This is a genomic window from Bacillus infantis, from assembly GCF_020171945.1.
Classification (GTDB): Bacteria; Bacillota; Bacilli; order Bacillales; family Cytobacillaceae; genus Bacillus_AB; species Bacillus_AB infantis_A.
In genome coordinates, this window is sequence record NZ_JAIVAP010000030.1 from 34,804 (window position 1) to 50,290 (window position 15,487).

At 46.6% G+C, this 15,487-nt stretch carries 12 protein-coding genes, 1 rRNA gene and 2 riboswitches; all 13 genes read left to right on the forward strand.

Going from position 1 to position 15,487, the window contains the following annotated elements:
• Positions 1–6 precede the first annotated feature (6 nt).
• The gene (locus LCM00_RS23695) at positions 7–297 is read left to right on the forward strand and encodes a hypothetical protein (protein ID WP_224906631.1); all 291 of its coding nucleotides are present in this window, start codon (positions 7–9) and stop codon (positions 295–297) included.
• Between the two features lie 101 nt (positions 298–398).
• Positions 399–677, forward strand: coding sequence for a hypothetical protein (locus LCM00_RS23700; RefSeq protein WP_224906633.1), 279 nt, complete (start codon positions 399–401; stop codon positions 675–677).
• Positions 678–1,421: 744 nt separating this feature from the next.
• Positions 1,422–1,793, forward strand: a complete 372-nt coding sequence (locus LCM00_RS23705) for a DUF4064 domain-containing protein (RefSeq protein ID WP_224906643.1) — start codon at positions 1,422–1,424, stop codon at positions 1,791–1,793.
• Between the two features lie 16 nt (positions 1,794–1,809).
• Complete coding sequence (locus LCM00_RS23710) at positions 1,810–3,240, forward strand: vWA domain-containing protein (protein ID WP_224906645.1); 1,431 nt, start codon at positions 1,810–1,812, stop codon at positions 3,238–3,240.
• Between the two features lie 383 nt (positions 3,241–3,623).
• On the forward strand, positions 3,624–4,577 hold the full coding sequence (locus LCM00_RS23715; protein WP_224906647.1) for an AAA family ATPase: 954 nt from the start codon (positions 3,624–3,626) through the stop codon (positions 4,575–4,577).
• Between the two features lies 1 nt (position 4,578).
• On the forward strand, positions 4,579–5,796 hold the full coding sequence (locus LCM00_RS23720; protein ID WP_224906649.1) for a DUF58 domain-containing protein: 1,218 nt from the start codon (positions 4,579–4,581) through the stop codon (positions 5,794–5,796).
• Entirely contained in the window at positions 5,793–7,994 is a 2,202-nt protein-coding gene (locus LCM00_RS23725) for a DUF4129 domain-containing transglutaminase family protein (protein ID WP_224906651.1), read from the forward strand. The genes LCM00_RS23720 and LCM00_RS23725 overlap by 4 nt, the downstream gene beginning before the upstream one ends.
• 37 nt (positions 7,995–8,031) lie before the next feature.
• Positions 8,032–8,133: riboswitch (purine riboswitch) on the forward strand.
• A 79-nt stretch (positions 8,134–8,212) separates the two neighbouring features.
• A complete protein-coding gene (locus LCM00_RS23730) occupies positions 8,213–8,350 on the forward strand; it encodes a hypothetical protein (RefSeq protein WP_224906653.1) in 138 nt (45 codons plus the stop codon).
• Positions 8,351–8,403: 53 nt separating this feature from the next.
• Positions 8,404–9,924: a glutamine-hydrolyzing GMP synthase gene (gene guaA / locus LCM00_RS23735; RefSeq protein WP_224906659.1), complete on the forward strand. Its 1,521-nt coding sequence runs from the start codon at positions 8,404–8,406 to the stop codon at positions 9,922–9,924.
• Positions 9,925–10,008: 84 nt separating this feature from the next.
• Positions 10,009–10,110: riboswitch (purine riboswitch) on the forward strand.
• Between the two features lie 111 nt (positions 10,111–10,221).
• The gene (locus tag LCM00_RS23740) at positions 10,222–11,550 is read left to right on the forward strand and encodes an NCS2 family permease (RefSeq protein WP_224906655.1); all 1,329 of its coding nucleotides are present in this window, start codon (positions 10,222–10,224) and stop codon (positions 11,548–11,550) included.
• A 437-nt stretch (positions 11,551–11,987) separates the two neighbouring features.
• Positions 11,988–12,830, forward strand: coding sequence for a glucose PTS transporter transcription antiterminator GlcT (glcT, locus tag LCM00_RS23745; RefSeq protein WP_148951072.1), 843 nt, complete (start codon positions 11,988–11,990; stop codon positions 12,828–12,830).
• A 189-nt stretch (positions 12,831–13,019) separates the two neighbouring features.
• Entirely contained in the window at positions 13,020–15,089 is a 2,070-nt protein-coding gene (gene ptsG / locus LCM00_RS23750) for a glucose-specific PTS transporter subunit IIBC (RefSeq protein ID WP_224906657.1), read from the forward strand.
• A 307-nt stretch (positions 15,090–15,396) separates the two neighbouring features.
• Positions 15,397–15,487, forward strand: a 16S ribosomal RNA gene (locus LCM00_RS23755); the annotation flags it as partial.

The following is a 15,487-nucleotide window of genomic DNA, read 5'->3' on the forward strand; positions in this document are numbered from 1 at the left end:
ATAGTGGTGAAGAAAAAAACGCTCAACATCATTAAACATACCTATGTGGCGGCGCTTTTTGCCAGCTTCCTCGTATACTATTACAGGGTGCAGGAGGATGGTCAGATAGATACCGGAAAATACAAATATGACCTGCTGCTGTTTGGCTTTCTTTTTCTGATAGGAGCGATATTGGCCGCTATTGATATAGCTTCTTTACGGGATAAAGGCAGCAATATCAGTAAAAAGGCTGTTTATGGAGGAGTGTCCTTAGCAATCTTCTTAGTTGTCTGGAGGCTCGCAGTTTATTTTATTTGAAAAGCCTGGTCTAGCTGTATCATAGAAATGGGAGCTTCCTTGTGGAGCTTCCCTTTTTTAAGCCTCCAGCTCCAACAGCTCAAGATGGGAGGGAGAGGATCATGAAAAAGAAGACTTTCACTTTTATCTCTGTGTCATATACCATATTGGTCTTAGTTAGCTTTTGTATATATGCCTACTTTGTTCAGGAAGGCGGGTCTATCGACACGGGAGAGCATTTTTATGAATTATTGCTGTTTGGTGTCCTTGGCTTTGTTGGTCTATTCCTGGCATCAGTCGATGCTGCGGGTGAAAGGGAGAAAGGCAGGAAGCTGAATAATAAAGCACTCTGCACTGGGGCGGTCATCGCGATGCTCTTTCTCCTTTGGCGCATAGTATGAACTTTTAGGGGGGATTCAATGAACAAAAAAACACTATCCCGTATTGCAACGATTTACACGTTAGTGGTACTCGGAGGATTCATCATCTAAGCCTACACAATCCAGGAAAACTGGATTATTGATACCCAAAAGTACTTCAGCCAGATTGTCACATTTGTTGTGTTAGCTTCAATCGGACTTATTCTTACTGGCATAAGCGGGGCCTCTCTCAAGGATGAGGGGAAAAGGGTAAGTAAAAAAGCAGTATATGGCGGCATTTCAATTGCAGTTTTCTTTCTTTTGTGGCGGCTTTCAATGGGGCTGCTATAAGCTGAATAAGGGGAAGTAAGAGTTTTCCGGTGGAGAACTCTTTTTTTATGTTTAATCGGCAGGTAAAAGGGAATATAAGTTTGTTTTTAAAAATAGAAAAATTATCCAAAACAAAACAATATATCAAAAGGGAGCTGATTATATCAAGAAAAAAACCCTTGCCAATGTTAATCTTCGTTGCGGTGGTGTTTATGCTGCTAATGGCAGCAGGGGTGATATTGAGAACGCTTTAGGGTGAAATAGCATTCCTGGGGGACCTGGCTTGAGGCAAGAAATAATACAGTGCATATCGTGTCTTGATAGGCCTAAATCACCAATAGAAATTCAAAAAACAGGACCAAAAACCCAGGAACGAAACTAAACTGCAAACGTAAAAATATGGAAGGCAATTATCAAAAGTTATTAATATATGCATCATCATAGGAGTTGGATTGAGTGAAAAGGACAGCGGAATTTGTGTTAGGGCTGGTGGGCGGCATCATCGGCATTTTATTATCATTTTTAGGTTTTTTTATTGCTTTTGTGGCAGCTGCCTCAGACGACCAGCAGGCGGCAGGCATTATCTTTATAGTCACGCTATTATTTTTCATGATCCAGGCTGGGGCATTGATTGTCGGCTGTCTGGTAAACAGAATGAATCACAAGCTATTTGGAGGGCTGATGATCGCATTTGGCGTTTTGAGCTTTCCGATTTCGATTTTTCTGATGTTCGTGCCAAGTGTTTTATATATTATCTCGGGGGCTTTAGGCATCAGGGTCCCGCAGCAAAGGCAGGACCATTCTTTAACACTTGAAAAAGAAATATGATCAGGGAGGCTGAAAGATGCTAAAAAAATATATGCTGATGATGCTTGCCGTCTTCTTTATACTGGCCGGCTGCTCTGGGGAAAAGAAAGTGGACAAGGCGGAACCAGCCCAGTCCGATGCTGATTCGGCTGAACAAAAAGAGGCCGAGAAGGATAATAAAGGAGAAGGCAGTAAAGTCACAGATGAAATCAGCACGGTTGTGATCCCTTCTACGGTGGAAGAGTTCCGGAATGCAGAGCCGGGTCTTTTGACAAAGGACTTCAGCTATGAGAAGGAAACCGCGCTTTGGCCGGACTTCAATACGCTTTCAGGGATCAGGGAGGACTTTGAGGGTCATATGCAAAAGGTCACAAAGGAAACGGATGATCCGGATATGATATTCAAGGCACTGCTTTATTATCTTGGCAACAGTGCCTATCAGCAATCCATCGGCAGGATCATGGATTACGAGCCGCAATTTGATGAACCGCTCCTGCCTGAGCCGGAGCAGGCATCAGAATCTGAAACCGGCAAAGAGCGGGAAAACGGGAAGGCGCTTCTCCTCCTTGACGCCAGCTCCAGCATGCTGCTTGATGTAGACGGAAAGCAGAAAATGGAGATTGCCAAGAGTGCCGTCAGAAGCTTTGCCAAGACCATTGGCGAAGAAAATGATGTTTCCCTTTATGTGTATGGGCATGCTGGCACACAGGAGGACAAGGACAAACAGATTTCCTGTACGACGATTGATGAAGTCTATCCTCTTCAGTCCTATAACGAAGAGTCCTTCTTCAAGGCTGTTGAAGGGGTTGAGGCGAAAGGCTGGACCCCGCTTGCCGGTGCCATTAAGGCTGCAAGGGAGGCGAGCATGGACTATGAGGGGGATATTACCCTTTATATTGTCAGCGATGGAGCGGAGACTTGCGACGGAAATCCGGTGGAGGAAGCCAGGCTGTTTGCTGAAACCAACGAAAGCCGGAAGGTGAACATCATCGGCTTTAATGTGGATAGGAAAGCAGAGGATCAGCTCAAGAAGGTGGCAGAGGCAGGCAAGGGCGAATATATCGGCGCCGACAATGCCGATCAGCTGAACAGCAGCATCTCCAATGAGTGGGTGCCTGGGCTGATAGACATCATTGGCGTTAAGTGGTCCACTCCCAAAAATACATTTGCTGTCTCATTCCAGAAGATGGACATTGATCAGATGGGCATGGGGCTTGGATACGCAATCAGGAATGAGGCCGGGCGCATCCGGGATGGCATTGCGAACCTAAAGGAAAATGAATGGATCGATGCCGCCATGGAAGAGGAGCTTCTCCAAAAGACAGAAGAACATGAAAAGGTATTGGAAGGACTCCAGGAAGAAATCATCAACAGCAAGCATCAGGAAATTGATGATGAAGTAGACAGGATCGACCATAAGATCAATGACTGGGCTGAACGGATGGAAAAATTAAGGGGAAATCGTTAATCAAACGTTTGATTAATTGTACGTGAAAGCATGCCCTGCCTAATGCGGGCATGCTTTCATTAATTTATGATGCCGCACATTACTAAGCTTGTAATCACCTTAAGCGGGAAATACATATTCATGAAAAGTATAATTCTTTAAATCCTCACTGCCCCTAAACGTCTCCGGCATGCCCGGAAATCTTTCCATTTTACATATTTTTGAAAATTACCTACAATAGATATGCTGGCCTTCTTTTTTAATATTTTACCAGGTACGTATTTTTTACAGGTTTTTAATGGAATCTGTCGAATATAAGTTATTAGTATCATAATTCAAGAGAAATTGATGTTAAGTACGCGCCTTTTGGCATGCTTAATAGACATAATACAGGAGGGATATAGATGCGCGATCAAATGAATCCCGCGGCTGAAAGGATTTTGCATAATATCGAGAAGGTTATGATCGGGAAGCGCAATGTGGCTGAGCTCAGCCTTGTGGCGCTTCTTGCAGGGGGGCATGTTCTGCTTGAGGACGTCCCGGGCGTTGGAAAAACAATGATGGTAAGGGCGCTGGCAAAATCGGTTGGTGCCAACTTCCGCCGTATCCAGTTTACTCCCGACCTGCTTCCGTCAGATGTGACAGGCGTTTCTATATATAATCCAAAAGAAATGGAGTTCCAGTTCCGTCCCGGGCCGATCATGGGGCATATCATTCTTGCTGATGAAATCAACCGGACTTCGCCTAAGACTCAGTCTGCCCTGCTTGAGGGGATGGAAGAGAGCAGTGTGACCATAGACGGGGTGACGCACAGGCTGGAAAAGCCGTTCTTTGTCATGGCAACCCAGAACCCGATTGAGTATGAAGGGACATATCCTCTCCCTGAAGCACAGCTGGACCGCTTCCTGCTGAAGATGAAAATGGGCTATCCGGAAGTCGCCGAAGAAATGGAAGTGCTGAACCGCGCGCAGAAGGTGCCGCCGATTGATGAGCTGGAGCCCGTCATTGACCTTGAAGAATTGAGGGAGCTGCAGCAGCAGATCAAAGAAGTCCATGTGAATGAAACCATTAAGAGATATATTGTCGATATTGCCAACAGAACAAGGACCCACAGCAGTGTCTATCTGGGAGCGAGCCCGCGCGGGTCAATCGCTTTAATGAAGTCGGCCCAGGCTTTTGCTTTCATGTACGGCAGGGATTATGTCCTTCCTGATGATATCCAGTATCTGGCCCCTGCTGTGCTGGCCCACCGCATCATCCTGAAGAGCGAGGCCAAATTTGAAGGCATATCGGCCGAGGAAGTTGTGGACCGCGTAATTGCACGAGTGCCGGTCCCTGTCCAAAGGCTTGTGAAGTAAGATGAAGCAGCTGATACATCTGGGCAAAAATGTCTGGAAGCTGATTGTATTATTTCTCCTCATTCTGACCACATTTTCTTATGCGATGTTCCAGGGAGGGTTTGTGAGCTGGTTCCTTTTTTACAGCTTCCTTCCTTTTGCCCTGTACGGACTTGCTCTGTCCTTTTATTCAGTCGGCACCTTTCGGGCTGAAAGGGATCTTGTAAAGACGGATTATAATGCCGGTGAAAAGCTGAAGGTAAAAATCACATTGAAGCGGGACAACTCTTTCCCGCTATTTTTTCTCATTGCCGAGGACTGCCTGAATGAGGCGCTGTCTTTTTCCTCAAAAGGGAATAAGGCAAAATCCTTTGTTTTTCCCTGGTTCAAGCGGGAGGTATCTTTTGAGTATGAAGTGGATGGACTGCCGCGCGGCGAGCATATCTTCGAGAATATACGCCTGAAAACGGGTGACCCGATCGGCTTGATTGAAAAAGAGAAGCTTGTAGAGCTGGAGGGCCGGATCATGGTTTATCCTGCTTATGAAGAGCTCATCTATAAGCCGGCCGACAATCATTATGACCAGGGAATGACTGCATCGAAGGAGCGGGTCCAGAGGGATACTTCCATGGCAGTCGGGATTCGGGAATATCAGCCCGGAGACCGTTTTTCCTGGATCAACTGGAAAGCGACCGCCAGGCGGAATGACATCATGACAAAGGAATTTGAGCAGCGGAAATCACATGACGTGTATATTATGATGGATTGCGCCCCTGACGAAAGGTTTGAGGGGATTGTATCATTTACAGCCTCAGTCATCAGGGGTATCATCCGCAAGGGTGCCCAGACCGGTCTGATCACGATGGGTGCAGAAAGGGCGGCATTTCCTGTCAGAGGCGGGGAAGGACAGCAGCAGCAGCTCTTTTACCACCTCGCGAAAGTGAAGGATGACTGTCCGGTTTCCTTTGACCGGGTGCTGGAAACGGAGAATTTTCTCGCCCAGCAGAATGTCTCGCTCATGCTGATCACGGCCCAGCTGACGAAGCGGCTGGTGGAAAAGGCCAGTTACTATGCTTCCAATAAGAATGCCGTCACCATTTTTCTGCTGAAAAATGAGCGAGAGGCCGCAGCCAAGGAGGAAATCGCACTGAGGGCTTCTGCCAATGCGCGCGGGGTTAAGGTTGTGCTTGTCCACGAAGGCCAATTTTCGGAGGCTTTTTCGGAGGTGAATAGAGGATGAGGGCAGATGAGAACAGACGCACCATGACTTCTGTCATTTTATATATGTTCGGATTCCTGCTTCTGTGGGAGTGGATGCGCCCGCTTGAGCAGCTGACAGATACATCTAACATCCTTGTGTTTATTTTGTTCATTATTCTCGGCCTTGTGATGTATTATTTTCATGTAAATATGGTGGTCAGCGGCTTTGTCAAATGCCTGTATATCCTGTATTCCCTGCATTATCTTTATTATGAGGGAGCCTTTTTTTCACCGGAATGGGTGCTGCCGTTTTTCATGGAGATTAAAGAAAATCTGGGATTTGTGTCGGCAGCTGAATGGCCGCAGCTCACGGATTTGTTCAGAAGCCTTCTGTTCTTTGTACTGATTTGGCTGATGACCTATCTGCTTCAATATTGGCTGATCAATAGAAGGCAGATCTTTATCTTCTTTTTTATGACACTGACCTATATCACTGTGCTTGATACCTTTACTCCCTACCAGGCAGACGGCGCCATTGTCCGTACTGTAATCGCCGGATTCGGTGTGATGGGGATCCTGACATTCCACAGGCTTATGGAGCGGGAGACGATCTTGAAAAAGAGGACTTTCTCGAGAAAATGGATGGCCCCGCTTGCGGTGATGATTGCCCTGAGTGTGGCGGTCGGCCTTGCCGCTCCCAAGGCAGCGCCTATTTGGCCCGATCCTGTTCCGTATATAAAGTCATATGGCCAAAACAGCGGGGACGGACCAGGCGGTTCTGTTGCAAGGGTAGGCTATGGAGTCGATGATTCCAGGCTTGGCGGACCCTTCATTGGAGACAACCAGGTTGTTTTCCGGACTGAAGTGAAGTCGCGCCATTACTGGAAGGTTGAAACAAAGGATGTGTATACAGGCAAGGGATGGCTTGCTTCTGAAGAAGGGGAAGAGCGCATTCCGTTCACTGAGGAAGATGAAGTGCCGATTTCCTCTTTTTCTGGAGAGGGGATGACAACCAATCCGGAGACAAGTTCAGTATATCTGTATCAATCATCTCCGCATATTGTATACCCGCTTGGTGTTGAGAGCATACAGCCCAAAGGGGATGTGAGCTTTGAGCTTGATCCGGCTATTGAAAAAGTCTATGCTGTCCAGCCGATGCCCCTGAAGGAATACAGTGTGAGCTATGAGGTGCCGAAATACAGTGTTTCTGCACTCCAGGAGTCCGGGGATACCCAGACCCTGGACGGCGGTTTCCTTGAGAGGTATACCCAGCTGCCTAATAATCTTCCTGAAAGGGTGAAAGAGCTGGCAGTGGAGATAACAGCCAAAGAATCGAACTGGTTCAATAAGGCAAGAGAGATAGAGCGCTACTTCAGGATGTCAGGCTTTTCCTATGACCAGACGGAGGTAGCCGTTCCTGGTGCCCGCGACGACTATGTGGATCAATTCCTGTTTGATACAAAAAGGGGCTATTGCGATAACTTCTCTTCCTCAATGGTCGTACTTGTGCGCAGCCTCGGCATCCCTGCCAGATGGGTGAAAGGCTATACAGAAGGAGAATACCAGGCAAGGGAAAGCGCAACAAGCAGGGTTTTTGAAGTCACGAACAATAATGCCCATTCCTGGGTGGAGGTTTACTTCCCTGAGATTGGCTGGGTTCCTTTTGAGCCGACACAGGGCTTTTCAAATAATGTACAGTATTCCTATGACACTCAGTCATCAGACACAGCTGAAACGGATACGGCAGAAACTGAGGCCCAGCCGGAAGAAGAGCCGGCTGCTCCCGAATCTCCGGAGGAAAATAGCGATACGGCATCATCCTTTACGCTGGCTGACCTGGGTGTAAAGATAAAAGGATTCTTCGCTGGCTCCTGGAAGACGCTGTCTCTGATCCTGCTGCTTCTTGCTGCGGGCGCAGCGGCGGCTTACCTGAAAAGGTCCAGATGGCTCCCGGCCTATTTCATCTGGAAGTTCAGGCGGATGAAAAAGAAGGATGGCCGCTTTGTTTCAGCTTATCTGACTCTGCTCAAACAGTTTGAACGCTACGGCTTGAAGAGGAAACAGGACCAGACGCTGAGGGAGTATGCTGCTTATATCGATCGTTTCTTCTCTACACAGGAAATGAGCAGGATCACTGCCCAGTACGAGAGGGTCCTGTACAGAGGCAGCCTTGAAGAAGGACGCTGGGAAGAGATGCGGGAATTGTGGGAAAATTTAATTAAAAAGACAATAGCTTGACCAAAAAAATGACCTGTTGATACAATGTTCACGAGAATCATAATTTAATATGCACCTTCATATATCCTCGATAATACGGTTCGAAAGTCTCTACCAGGTCACCTTAAATGACTTGACTATGAAGGCAGGTCATTCTATATAGTGTTTTATGGCATTTATGCTTAAAAACCGGAATTCTGCCTTCAGCGTATTTGCGGAGGAGAGTTCCGGTTTTTTTTTTGACTTGGCGATTGCTGGACAGGCATACGGCAAGCCAGCTGGACAACGATAACCGGATATATGGAGCTGGAGATAAGGAATGCTGTCTCGGACTGCGGTTAAAGCAAGGGACGGGAGAGCAGGATAAGAAAAAATAACATAACCGAGGTGGACAGATTTGACGGGGAAAACAGAACTGCAAAACCAGGAAATGATTGTCGTGCTTGACTTTGGCAGTCAGTATAATCAGCTGATAACTAGAAGGATCCGCGAATTTGGGGTATACAGCGAGCTGCATCCCCACACAATCACAGCAGAAGAAATCAAGGAAATGAACCCGAGCGGCATCATTTTCTCTGGCGGTCCAAACAGTGTATACGGCGAAAATGCCTTCGGCTGCGATGAAAGGATCTTTGAGCTTGGCTTGCCTATTTTCGGCATCTGCTACGGAATGCAGCTGATGACCAAGCACTTCGGAGGCAAAGTAGAGCGCGCGAAGCACAGAGAGTATGGCAAGGCTGTTCTGACACTGGAACATGAGTCAAAGCTTTTTGCGGGACTTCCGAATGAACAGACAGTCTGGATGAGCCACGGGGACCTTGTTACAGAAGCACCTGAAGGTTTTTCTGTTGATGGAATCAATCCTTCCTGCCCAATCGCTGCGATGAGCAATGAAGAGCGCGGGCTTTATGCGGTTCAATTCCACCCGGAAGTCCGCCATTCTGTATATGGAAATGATATACTGAAGAACTTTGTCTTTGGTGTCTGCGGCTGCAAAGGCGAATGGTCAATGGAGAACTTCATTGAAATCGAGACAGAAAAAATCCGCCAGGCTGTCGGTGACAAGAAGGTTTTATGCGCACTAAGCGGCGGGGTAGATTCTTCAGTTGTCGCTGTCCTCATTCATAAAGCGATCGGCGATCAGCTGACATGTATTTTCGTCGACCATGGACTGCTCCGGAAAGGGGAAGCCGAAAGTGTTATGAAGACCTTCTCTGAAGGCTTCAACATGAACGTCATTAAAGTAGATGCAAAAGACCGCTTCCTCAACAAGCTGAAAGGTGTCAGCGACCCGGAACAGAAACGGAAAATCATCGGGAACGAATTCATTTATGTGTTTGATGATGAAGCGGCCAAGCTGGAAGGAATTGAGTTCCTTGCCCAGGGCACTTTGTATACCGATATTATTGAAAGCGGCACTGCTACTGCGCAGACGATCAAGTCCCATCATAATGTCGGGGGATTGCCGGAAGATATGCAGTTTAAACTGATCGAGCCTTTGAATACTTTATTCAAGGATGAAGTCAGGGCATTGGGCACTGAGCTGGGCATTTCGGATGAAGTGGTATGGAGGCAGCCATTCCCTGGGCCTGGCCTCGGAATCCGTGTACTCGGAGAAATTTCAGACGAAAAGCTTGAAATTGTTCGGGAATCAGACGCCATCTTACGGGACGAAATCAAGAAGGCCGGGCTTGACCGCGATATCTGGCAGTACTTTACTGTTCTTCCTGATATCCGCAGCGTAGGAGTGATGGGTGATGCCCGTACCTATGATTATACAATCGGTATCCGCGCGGTAACCTCTATTGACGGAATGACTTCAGACTGGGCAAGGGTGCCGTGGGATGTGCTGGAGATCATATCCACCAGAATCGTCAATGAAGTGGATCATATTAACCGTGTTGTGTATGATATAACAAGTAAGCCGCCTGCAACAATTGAGTGGGAGTAAAAATACGAACGATAGAAAAACGAACATGAAAAATGTTCGTTTTTTTATTGACTGAAAATAGAGCTCCTGCTAAAATGAAGAAGAACTGAATATGTCGTATTACGTCGTATAATATCAGGGATATGGCCTGAAAGTTTCTACCGAGCTGCCGTAAATAGCTTGACTACGAGGTAAATGTTTATAGGGATCATTTTACAGAACTTATTATAAATTCCCCCTATAGGCAGGAACCTGTTGTCACGCTCCCGGAAACCGGCGGGCGTTTTTATTTGGTTTTTTACACTAGGGGGGAAAAGAATGAAAAAGTATTTCCAATTTGAAGAGCTTGGCACGAATTACCGCCGCGAAATCATCGGCGGATTAACTACCTTTTTATCAATGGCCTATATCCTGGCCATCAACCCGCTCACATTATCATTGCAGTCGGTTCCGGATCTTCCTGACAGCATGAGGATGGATCAGGGTGCAGTCTTCGTGGCGACAGCCCTTGCTGCTGCCATCGGGTCAATTTTAATGGGGCTGATTGCTAAATATCCGATCGGCCTTGCGCCGGGGATGGGCTTGAATGCCTTTTTCGCCTATACAGTCATATTGACGATGGGGATTTCCTGGCAGCATGCACTCGGCGGAGTGCTCATATCCGGTCTGATTTTCATACTTCTCACGCTTTCGGGCATCAGGGAAAAAATAATCAATGCCATTCCTGCTGAACTGAAGTTTGCAGTAGGAGCGGGAATCGGGCTGTTCATCGCCTTTATCGGGTTCCAGAACGCCGGGATCATTGTCAATGATGATGCTGTCCTGCTCGGGCTTGGCGATCTTTCAGACGGAAATGTCCTTTTGGCCATCTTCGGTATTGTTATTACGGTCATTCTAATGACAAAAAACGTCAAGGGCGGTATCTTCATCGGGATGGCAGTGACTGCTCTAGCCGGTATGATTTTCGGACTGATCAATGCTCCTGAAAAAATTGTAGGGGCTGTACCAAGCCTTGAGCCTACATTCGGAGCTGCCTTTACAGCATTTGGCGACAGTTCATTCTTTTCGACCGAAATGCTGGTCGTTGTTCTTACGTTCCTGTTCGTTGACTTCTTTGATACAGCAGGAACACTCGTCGCGGTTGCTAACCAGGCAGGTCTCATGAAGGGTAATATACTTCCGCGCGCAGGCAAAGGACTGCTGGCTGACTCTTGTGCCACTGTAGCGGGAGCCATACTTGGAACTTCAACAACAACATCTTATATTGAATCTTCCGCTGGGGTGGCTGCCGGGGCAAGGACAGGATTCGCGGCCATTGTGACGGCTGTATTCTTCCTGCTTTCACTGTTCTTCTTCCCGCTGCTCGATGTAATCACAGCGCCAGTTACAGCTCCGGCCCTGATCATTGTGGGCGTCCTGATGGTATCATCGCTTGGGCAGATTGACTGGAAGAGATTCGAAATCGCCGTTCCAGCCTTCCTGACGATCATAGCCATGCCGCTAACGTACAGCATTGCAACCGGAATCGCAATCGGCTTTATCTTTTACCCAATCACCATGATTGTAAAAGGCAAAGCTAAAGAGATCCACCCGATCATGTACTTTCTGTTTGCAGTGTTTGTCCTTTACTTTGTCTTCTTGAAATAATCATTTGGGGAGCCTCCTTTTAGGGGGGCTCTTTTTGTTTTTGTGTATAGGGAAAGTGAAGATACATTTTTTGTAATGGAGGGCTTCTGGGTCCGGGCAAGCGCCCTCCGCTTTTTTTATTGTCCAGCTCCGGCTCCTAGGTGCTCGAGTCATAAGCCAATCAGGCCAGAAGGTTAAAGAACAACCTTCCGTCCTGCTCGTCTTATGCTTGTCGCACCTGAACAGTCGCCTCCGCTTTTCTTATTGTCCAGCTCCGGGCGCTAGCCCCTCGAGTCATAAGCCAAACAGATCAAAAGGTTAAAGAACAACCTTTCGCTCTGTTCGTCTTATGCTTGTCGGGGCTGAGCAAGCGCCCTCCGCTTTTCTTTTTATTGACTTCCGATTTTGTCTTTTATAACATGAAACTACTTGATGGAGACTGAAAAGAGGAAGAGGATATGAAAACGCTTGAAGTGAAAAAGGCACTAAACAATAACGTACTGATCGGCCATCACCGGGAACACGGCGAGGTTGTCCTCATAGGAAAGGGAATTGGCTTCAGCCATAAGAAAGGTGATTTTATTGATGAAGCTTCCGTCGAAAAGCTTTTTATCCTGAAGAATGAAAAAGAGCAGGAAAACTATATTAAGCTTCTCCCGCATGTGGACAATGAGCTGCTGGATGTTATCATTTCCTCTCTTGAACTGATCAAGCAGCGGACTAACTCAGAATTGAATGAGCATATCCATGTGGCACTGACCGACCACCTGATGTTCGCTGTCAGCAGGCTGTCCATTGGCATGGAAATGCGAAATCCCTTCCTGATTGAAACGAAAGCGCTGTATCCTTTTGAGTATGATGTCGCCAAGGATGTTGTCCAGCTGATTGGAGAAAGGGCGGGGGTGCACCTGCCTGAAGGGGAAGTTGGATTCATCGCCCTCCATATCCACAGTGCCGTCATGAACCGGAATCTTTCAGAGGTCAACCAGCACTCGCAGCTTGTGACCCATCTGGTTAATATGATTGAAGAGCAGCTTGATATAAAAATCGATAAAGAAAGCATTGATTATATGAGGCTTGTCCGGCATCTAAGGTTTACAATCGAGAGGGTCCATACCGGCGAGCAGGTGGAAGAGCCAGAAAAAATTGCAGACCTCTTGAAGTCAGAGTATCCTGTGTGTTACAATCTTTCCTGGAAGCTCATTAAAGTGATGCAGCAAGCATTGAGAAAAAAGGTTTTTGATGCAGAAGCGGTGTATTTGACGATGCACCTGCAGAGGCTTCAAAAGAAAATCAAATAGATATCATAATTACGTGTTACTGATACGATCAGGCATGAGTGATTAGATAATTGAAAACAAGTTTTATGGGTAATATACACCTGTACAGCTTCTTTCAGTTATTTTTTCCTCATGCCTTTTTTGCTTTCTGCTTAATTGTGCTCAGTATTGGAAACGCTTTATGAGCTTATAAAAAAAGGAGGAATTCACATGTTTAAAAAAGCTTTTGGTGTCTTGCAAAAAGTCGGCAAGGCATTGATGCTTCCGGTAGCGCTTCTTCCGGCTGCAGGTATCCTGCTTGCCTTCGGTAATGCCCTGCAAAACCCTGCGCTGCTGGATTTAGCACCATTCCTGGAAAATGGCGGAGTGGAAATGGTCGCTTCCGTCATGGAAAACGCCGGTAATATTGTCTTCAGCAACCTTGCCCTCTTATTTGCGGTCGGCGTTGCGGTCGGCCTTGCAGGCGGGGAAGGTGTAGCCGCCCTTGCTGCCATCATCGGTTACCTGATTATGAATGTAACGATGGGTACCGTTTTGGGGATAGAAGCAAAAGACCTTGAAGGAAGTATGGAATATGCCAATGTCCTTGGCATACCGACTCTCCAGACTGGTGTATTCGGCGGTATTATTGTAGGTATTCTCGCAGCATCCATGTACAATAAGTTCTTTGAAATTGAGCTTCCGTCTTACTTAGGATTCTTTGCAGGAAAGCGCTTTGTACCTATTGCGACTGCTGCAAGTGCAGTAGTTCTTGGGCTTTTGATGATTATCATCTGGCCTCCAATCCAATCTGCACTTAACGCTTTTTCTCAAAACATGGTTCACGCCAACCTGACATTGTCTGCGTTTGTGTTTGGTGTTATTGAACGCTCTCTTATTCCTTTTGGACTGCACCATATCTTCTATTCGCCTTTCTGGTATGAGTTTGGGCAATATACAACAAATGCAGGTGAATTGGTGCGTGGTGACCAAAGGATCTTCATGGCTGAAATCAAGGACCGTGTTCAAGATCTATCGGCTGGTACTTTCATGACTGGTAAATTCCCGTTCATGATGTTCGGTCTTCCGGCAGCTGCTTTGGCGATCTACCATGAAGCCCGTCCGGAAAGAAAAGCAATTGTCGGAGGCCTGATGGCTTCTGCAGCTTTGACTTCGTTCCTGACCGGTATTACTGAGCCGCTGGAATTCTCATTCCTATTCGTTGCTCCTGTACTTTTCGGTATCCATGCTATTTTTGCCGGATTGTCCTTTATGACAATGCACCTATTAGACGTAAAAATTGGCATGACCTTCTCCGGCGGTTTGATCGATTATATCCTGTTCGGTCTGATCAATCCTCAGACAAACGCATGGATTGTCATCCCGGTAGGTATTGTCTTTGCAGTTATCTACTACTTCGGCTTCCGTTTTGCGATCCGCAAGTTCAACCTTAAGACTCCTGGACGCGAAGATGTTGAAGAAGAAGAGGAAGAGGCTGGAGGAGCAAGCAAAGGCGGAGATCTTCCATACGAAATACTTGAAGCCATGGGCGGACAGGAAAATATTTCGCACCTTGATGCATGTATCACGCGACTGCGCGTATCTGTAAATGATATTAAAGATGTAGATAAAAACCGTCTGAAGAAACTCGGTGCCTCTGGTGTACTTGAAGTTGGAAACAATATTCAGGCAATCTTCGGTCCGAGATCTGAAACGATCAAAGGCCAAATGAAGGATATTATGAGCGGCAAAAAACCGCGTCCGGTAGAAAAGGCCCCTGAAAAAGGTGTTGAGCAGCAAATTGAGGAAGTAAATCCAGAAGCGCTGCAGACGGAGCACAAAGGAGAAGATATCTTTATTTCTCCTATTAAAGGAGAAATCAAGCCGATTACAGATGTTCCGGATGCTGTATTCTCTGGTAAAATGATGGGCGATGGCTTCGCGATCGTTCCAAGTGAAGGGACAATCGTTTCTCCGGTTGACGGAAAGATAGTCAATCTGTTCCCAACGAAGCACGCTCTGGGCCTTCTTTCAGACTCAGGCCGCGAAATACTGATCCATGTCGGCATCGATACAGTCAACCTGAAAGGCCAGGGCTTTGAAACACTTGTTAAAGAAAATGACAGAGTGGAAAAAGGACAGCCTCTCTTGAAGGTCGACCTGGATTTTGTAAAAGAAAATGCGCCATCCATTATGACGCCGATTGTATTTACTAATCTGGCTGAAGGCGAAACGGTTGTTATTAACAAAACCGGCAGCGTAGATATAAAAGAAGAAGATATTATTACGATTAAGAAATAACCTTCAATAATATATATAAGGCCGGCCGCAGACAGCGGCCGGCCTTTAAAAATGGAATAAATTTCATGTATAAAAACATCTATTGTGATGTTGACGTGTATACAGGATCGGTGTTACTATAGGTGAGCAGTCGTTTTCGCCAGAAGCTTTCAACTTAAGTTTTGAAAAAAGTTGTTGACGAAGACTGCAAGAAATGTTATTCTAATATAGTTGCTTTAAGAGAGCGACTGAGATTGTTCTTTGAAAACTGAACGAACAAAAACGTCAACGTTAATCTTGATTTTTTATCAGAGCTAAATCTTACTCTTATATGGAGAGTTTGATCCTGGCTCAGGACGAACGCTGGCGGCGTGCCTAATACATGCAAGTCGAGCGGACGGATGGGAGCTTGCTCCCTG

Excerpts from the sequence above, each read along its gene's own strand:
- glcT (WP_148951072.1), top strand. The coding sequence starts at position 11,988 with ATGAAAACGCTTGAAGTGAAAAAGGCACTAAACAATAACGTACTGATC.
- LCM00_RS23740 (WP_224906655.1), top strand. The coding sequence starts at position 10,222 with ATGAAAAAGTATTTCCAATTTGAAGAGCTTGGCACGAATTACCGCCGC.
- LCM00_RS23720 (WP_224906649.1), top strand. The coding sequence starts at position 4,579 with ATGAAGCAGCTGATACATCTGGGCAAAAATGTCTGGAAGCTGATTGTA.
- LCM00_RS23715 (WP_224906647.1), top strand. The coding sequence starts at position 3,624 with ATGCGCGATCAAATGAATCCCGCGGCTGAAAGGATTTTGCATAATATC.
- ptsG (WP_224906657.1), top strand. The coding sequence starts at position 13,020 with ATGTTTAAAAAAGCTTTTGGTGTCTTGCAAAAAGTCGGCAAGGCATTG.
- guaA (WP_224906659.1), top strand. The coding sequence starts at position 8,404 with ATGATTGTCGTGCTTGACTTTGGCAGTCAGTATAATCAGCTGATAACT.
- LCM00_RS23725 (WP_224906651.1), top strand. The coding sequence starts at position 5,793 with ATGAGGGCAGATGAGAACAGACGCACCATGACTTCTGTCATTTTATAT.
- LCM00_RS23700 (WP_224906633.1), top strand. The coding sequence starts at position 399 with ATGAAAAAGAAGACTTTCACTTTTATCTCTGTGTCATATACCATATTG.
- LCM00_RS23710 (WP_224906645.1), top strand. The coding sequence starts at position 1,810 with ATGCTAAAAAAATATATGCTGATGATGCTTGCCGTCTTCTTTATACTG.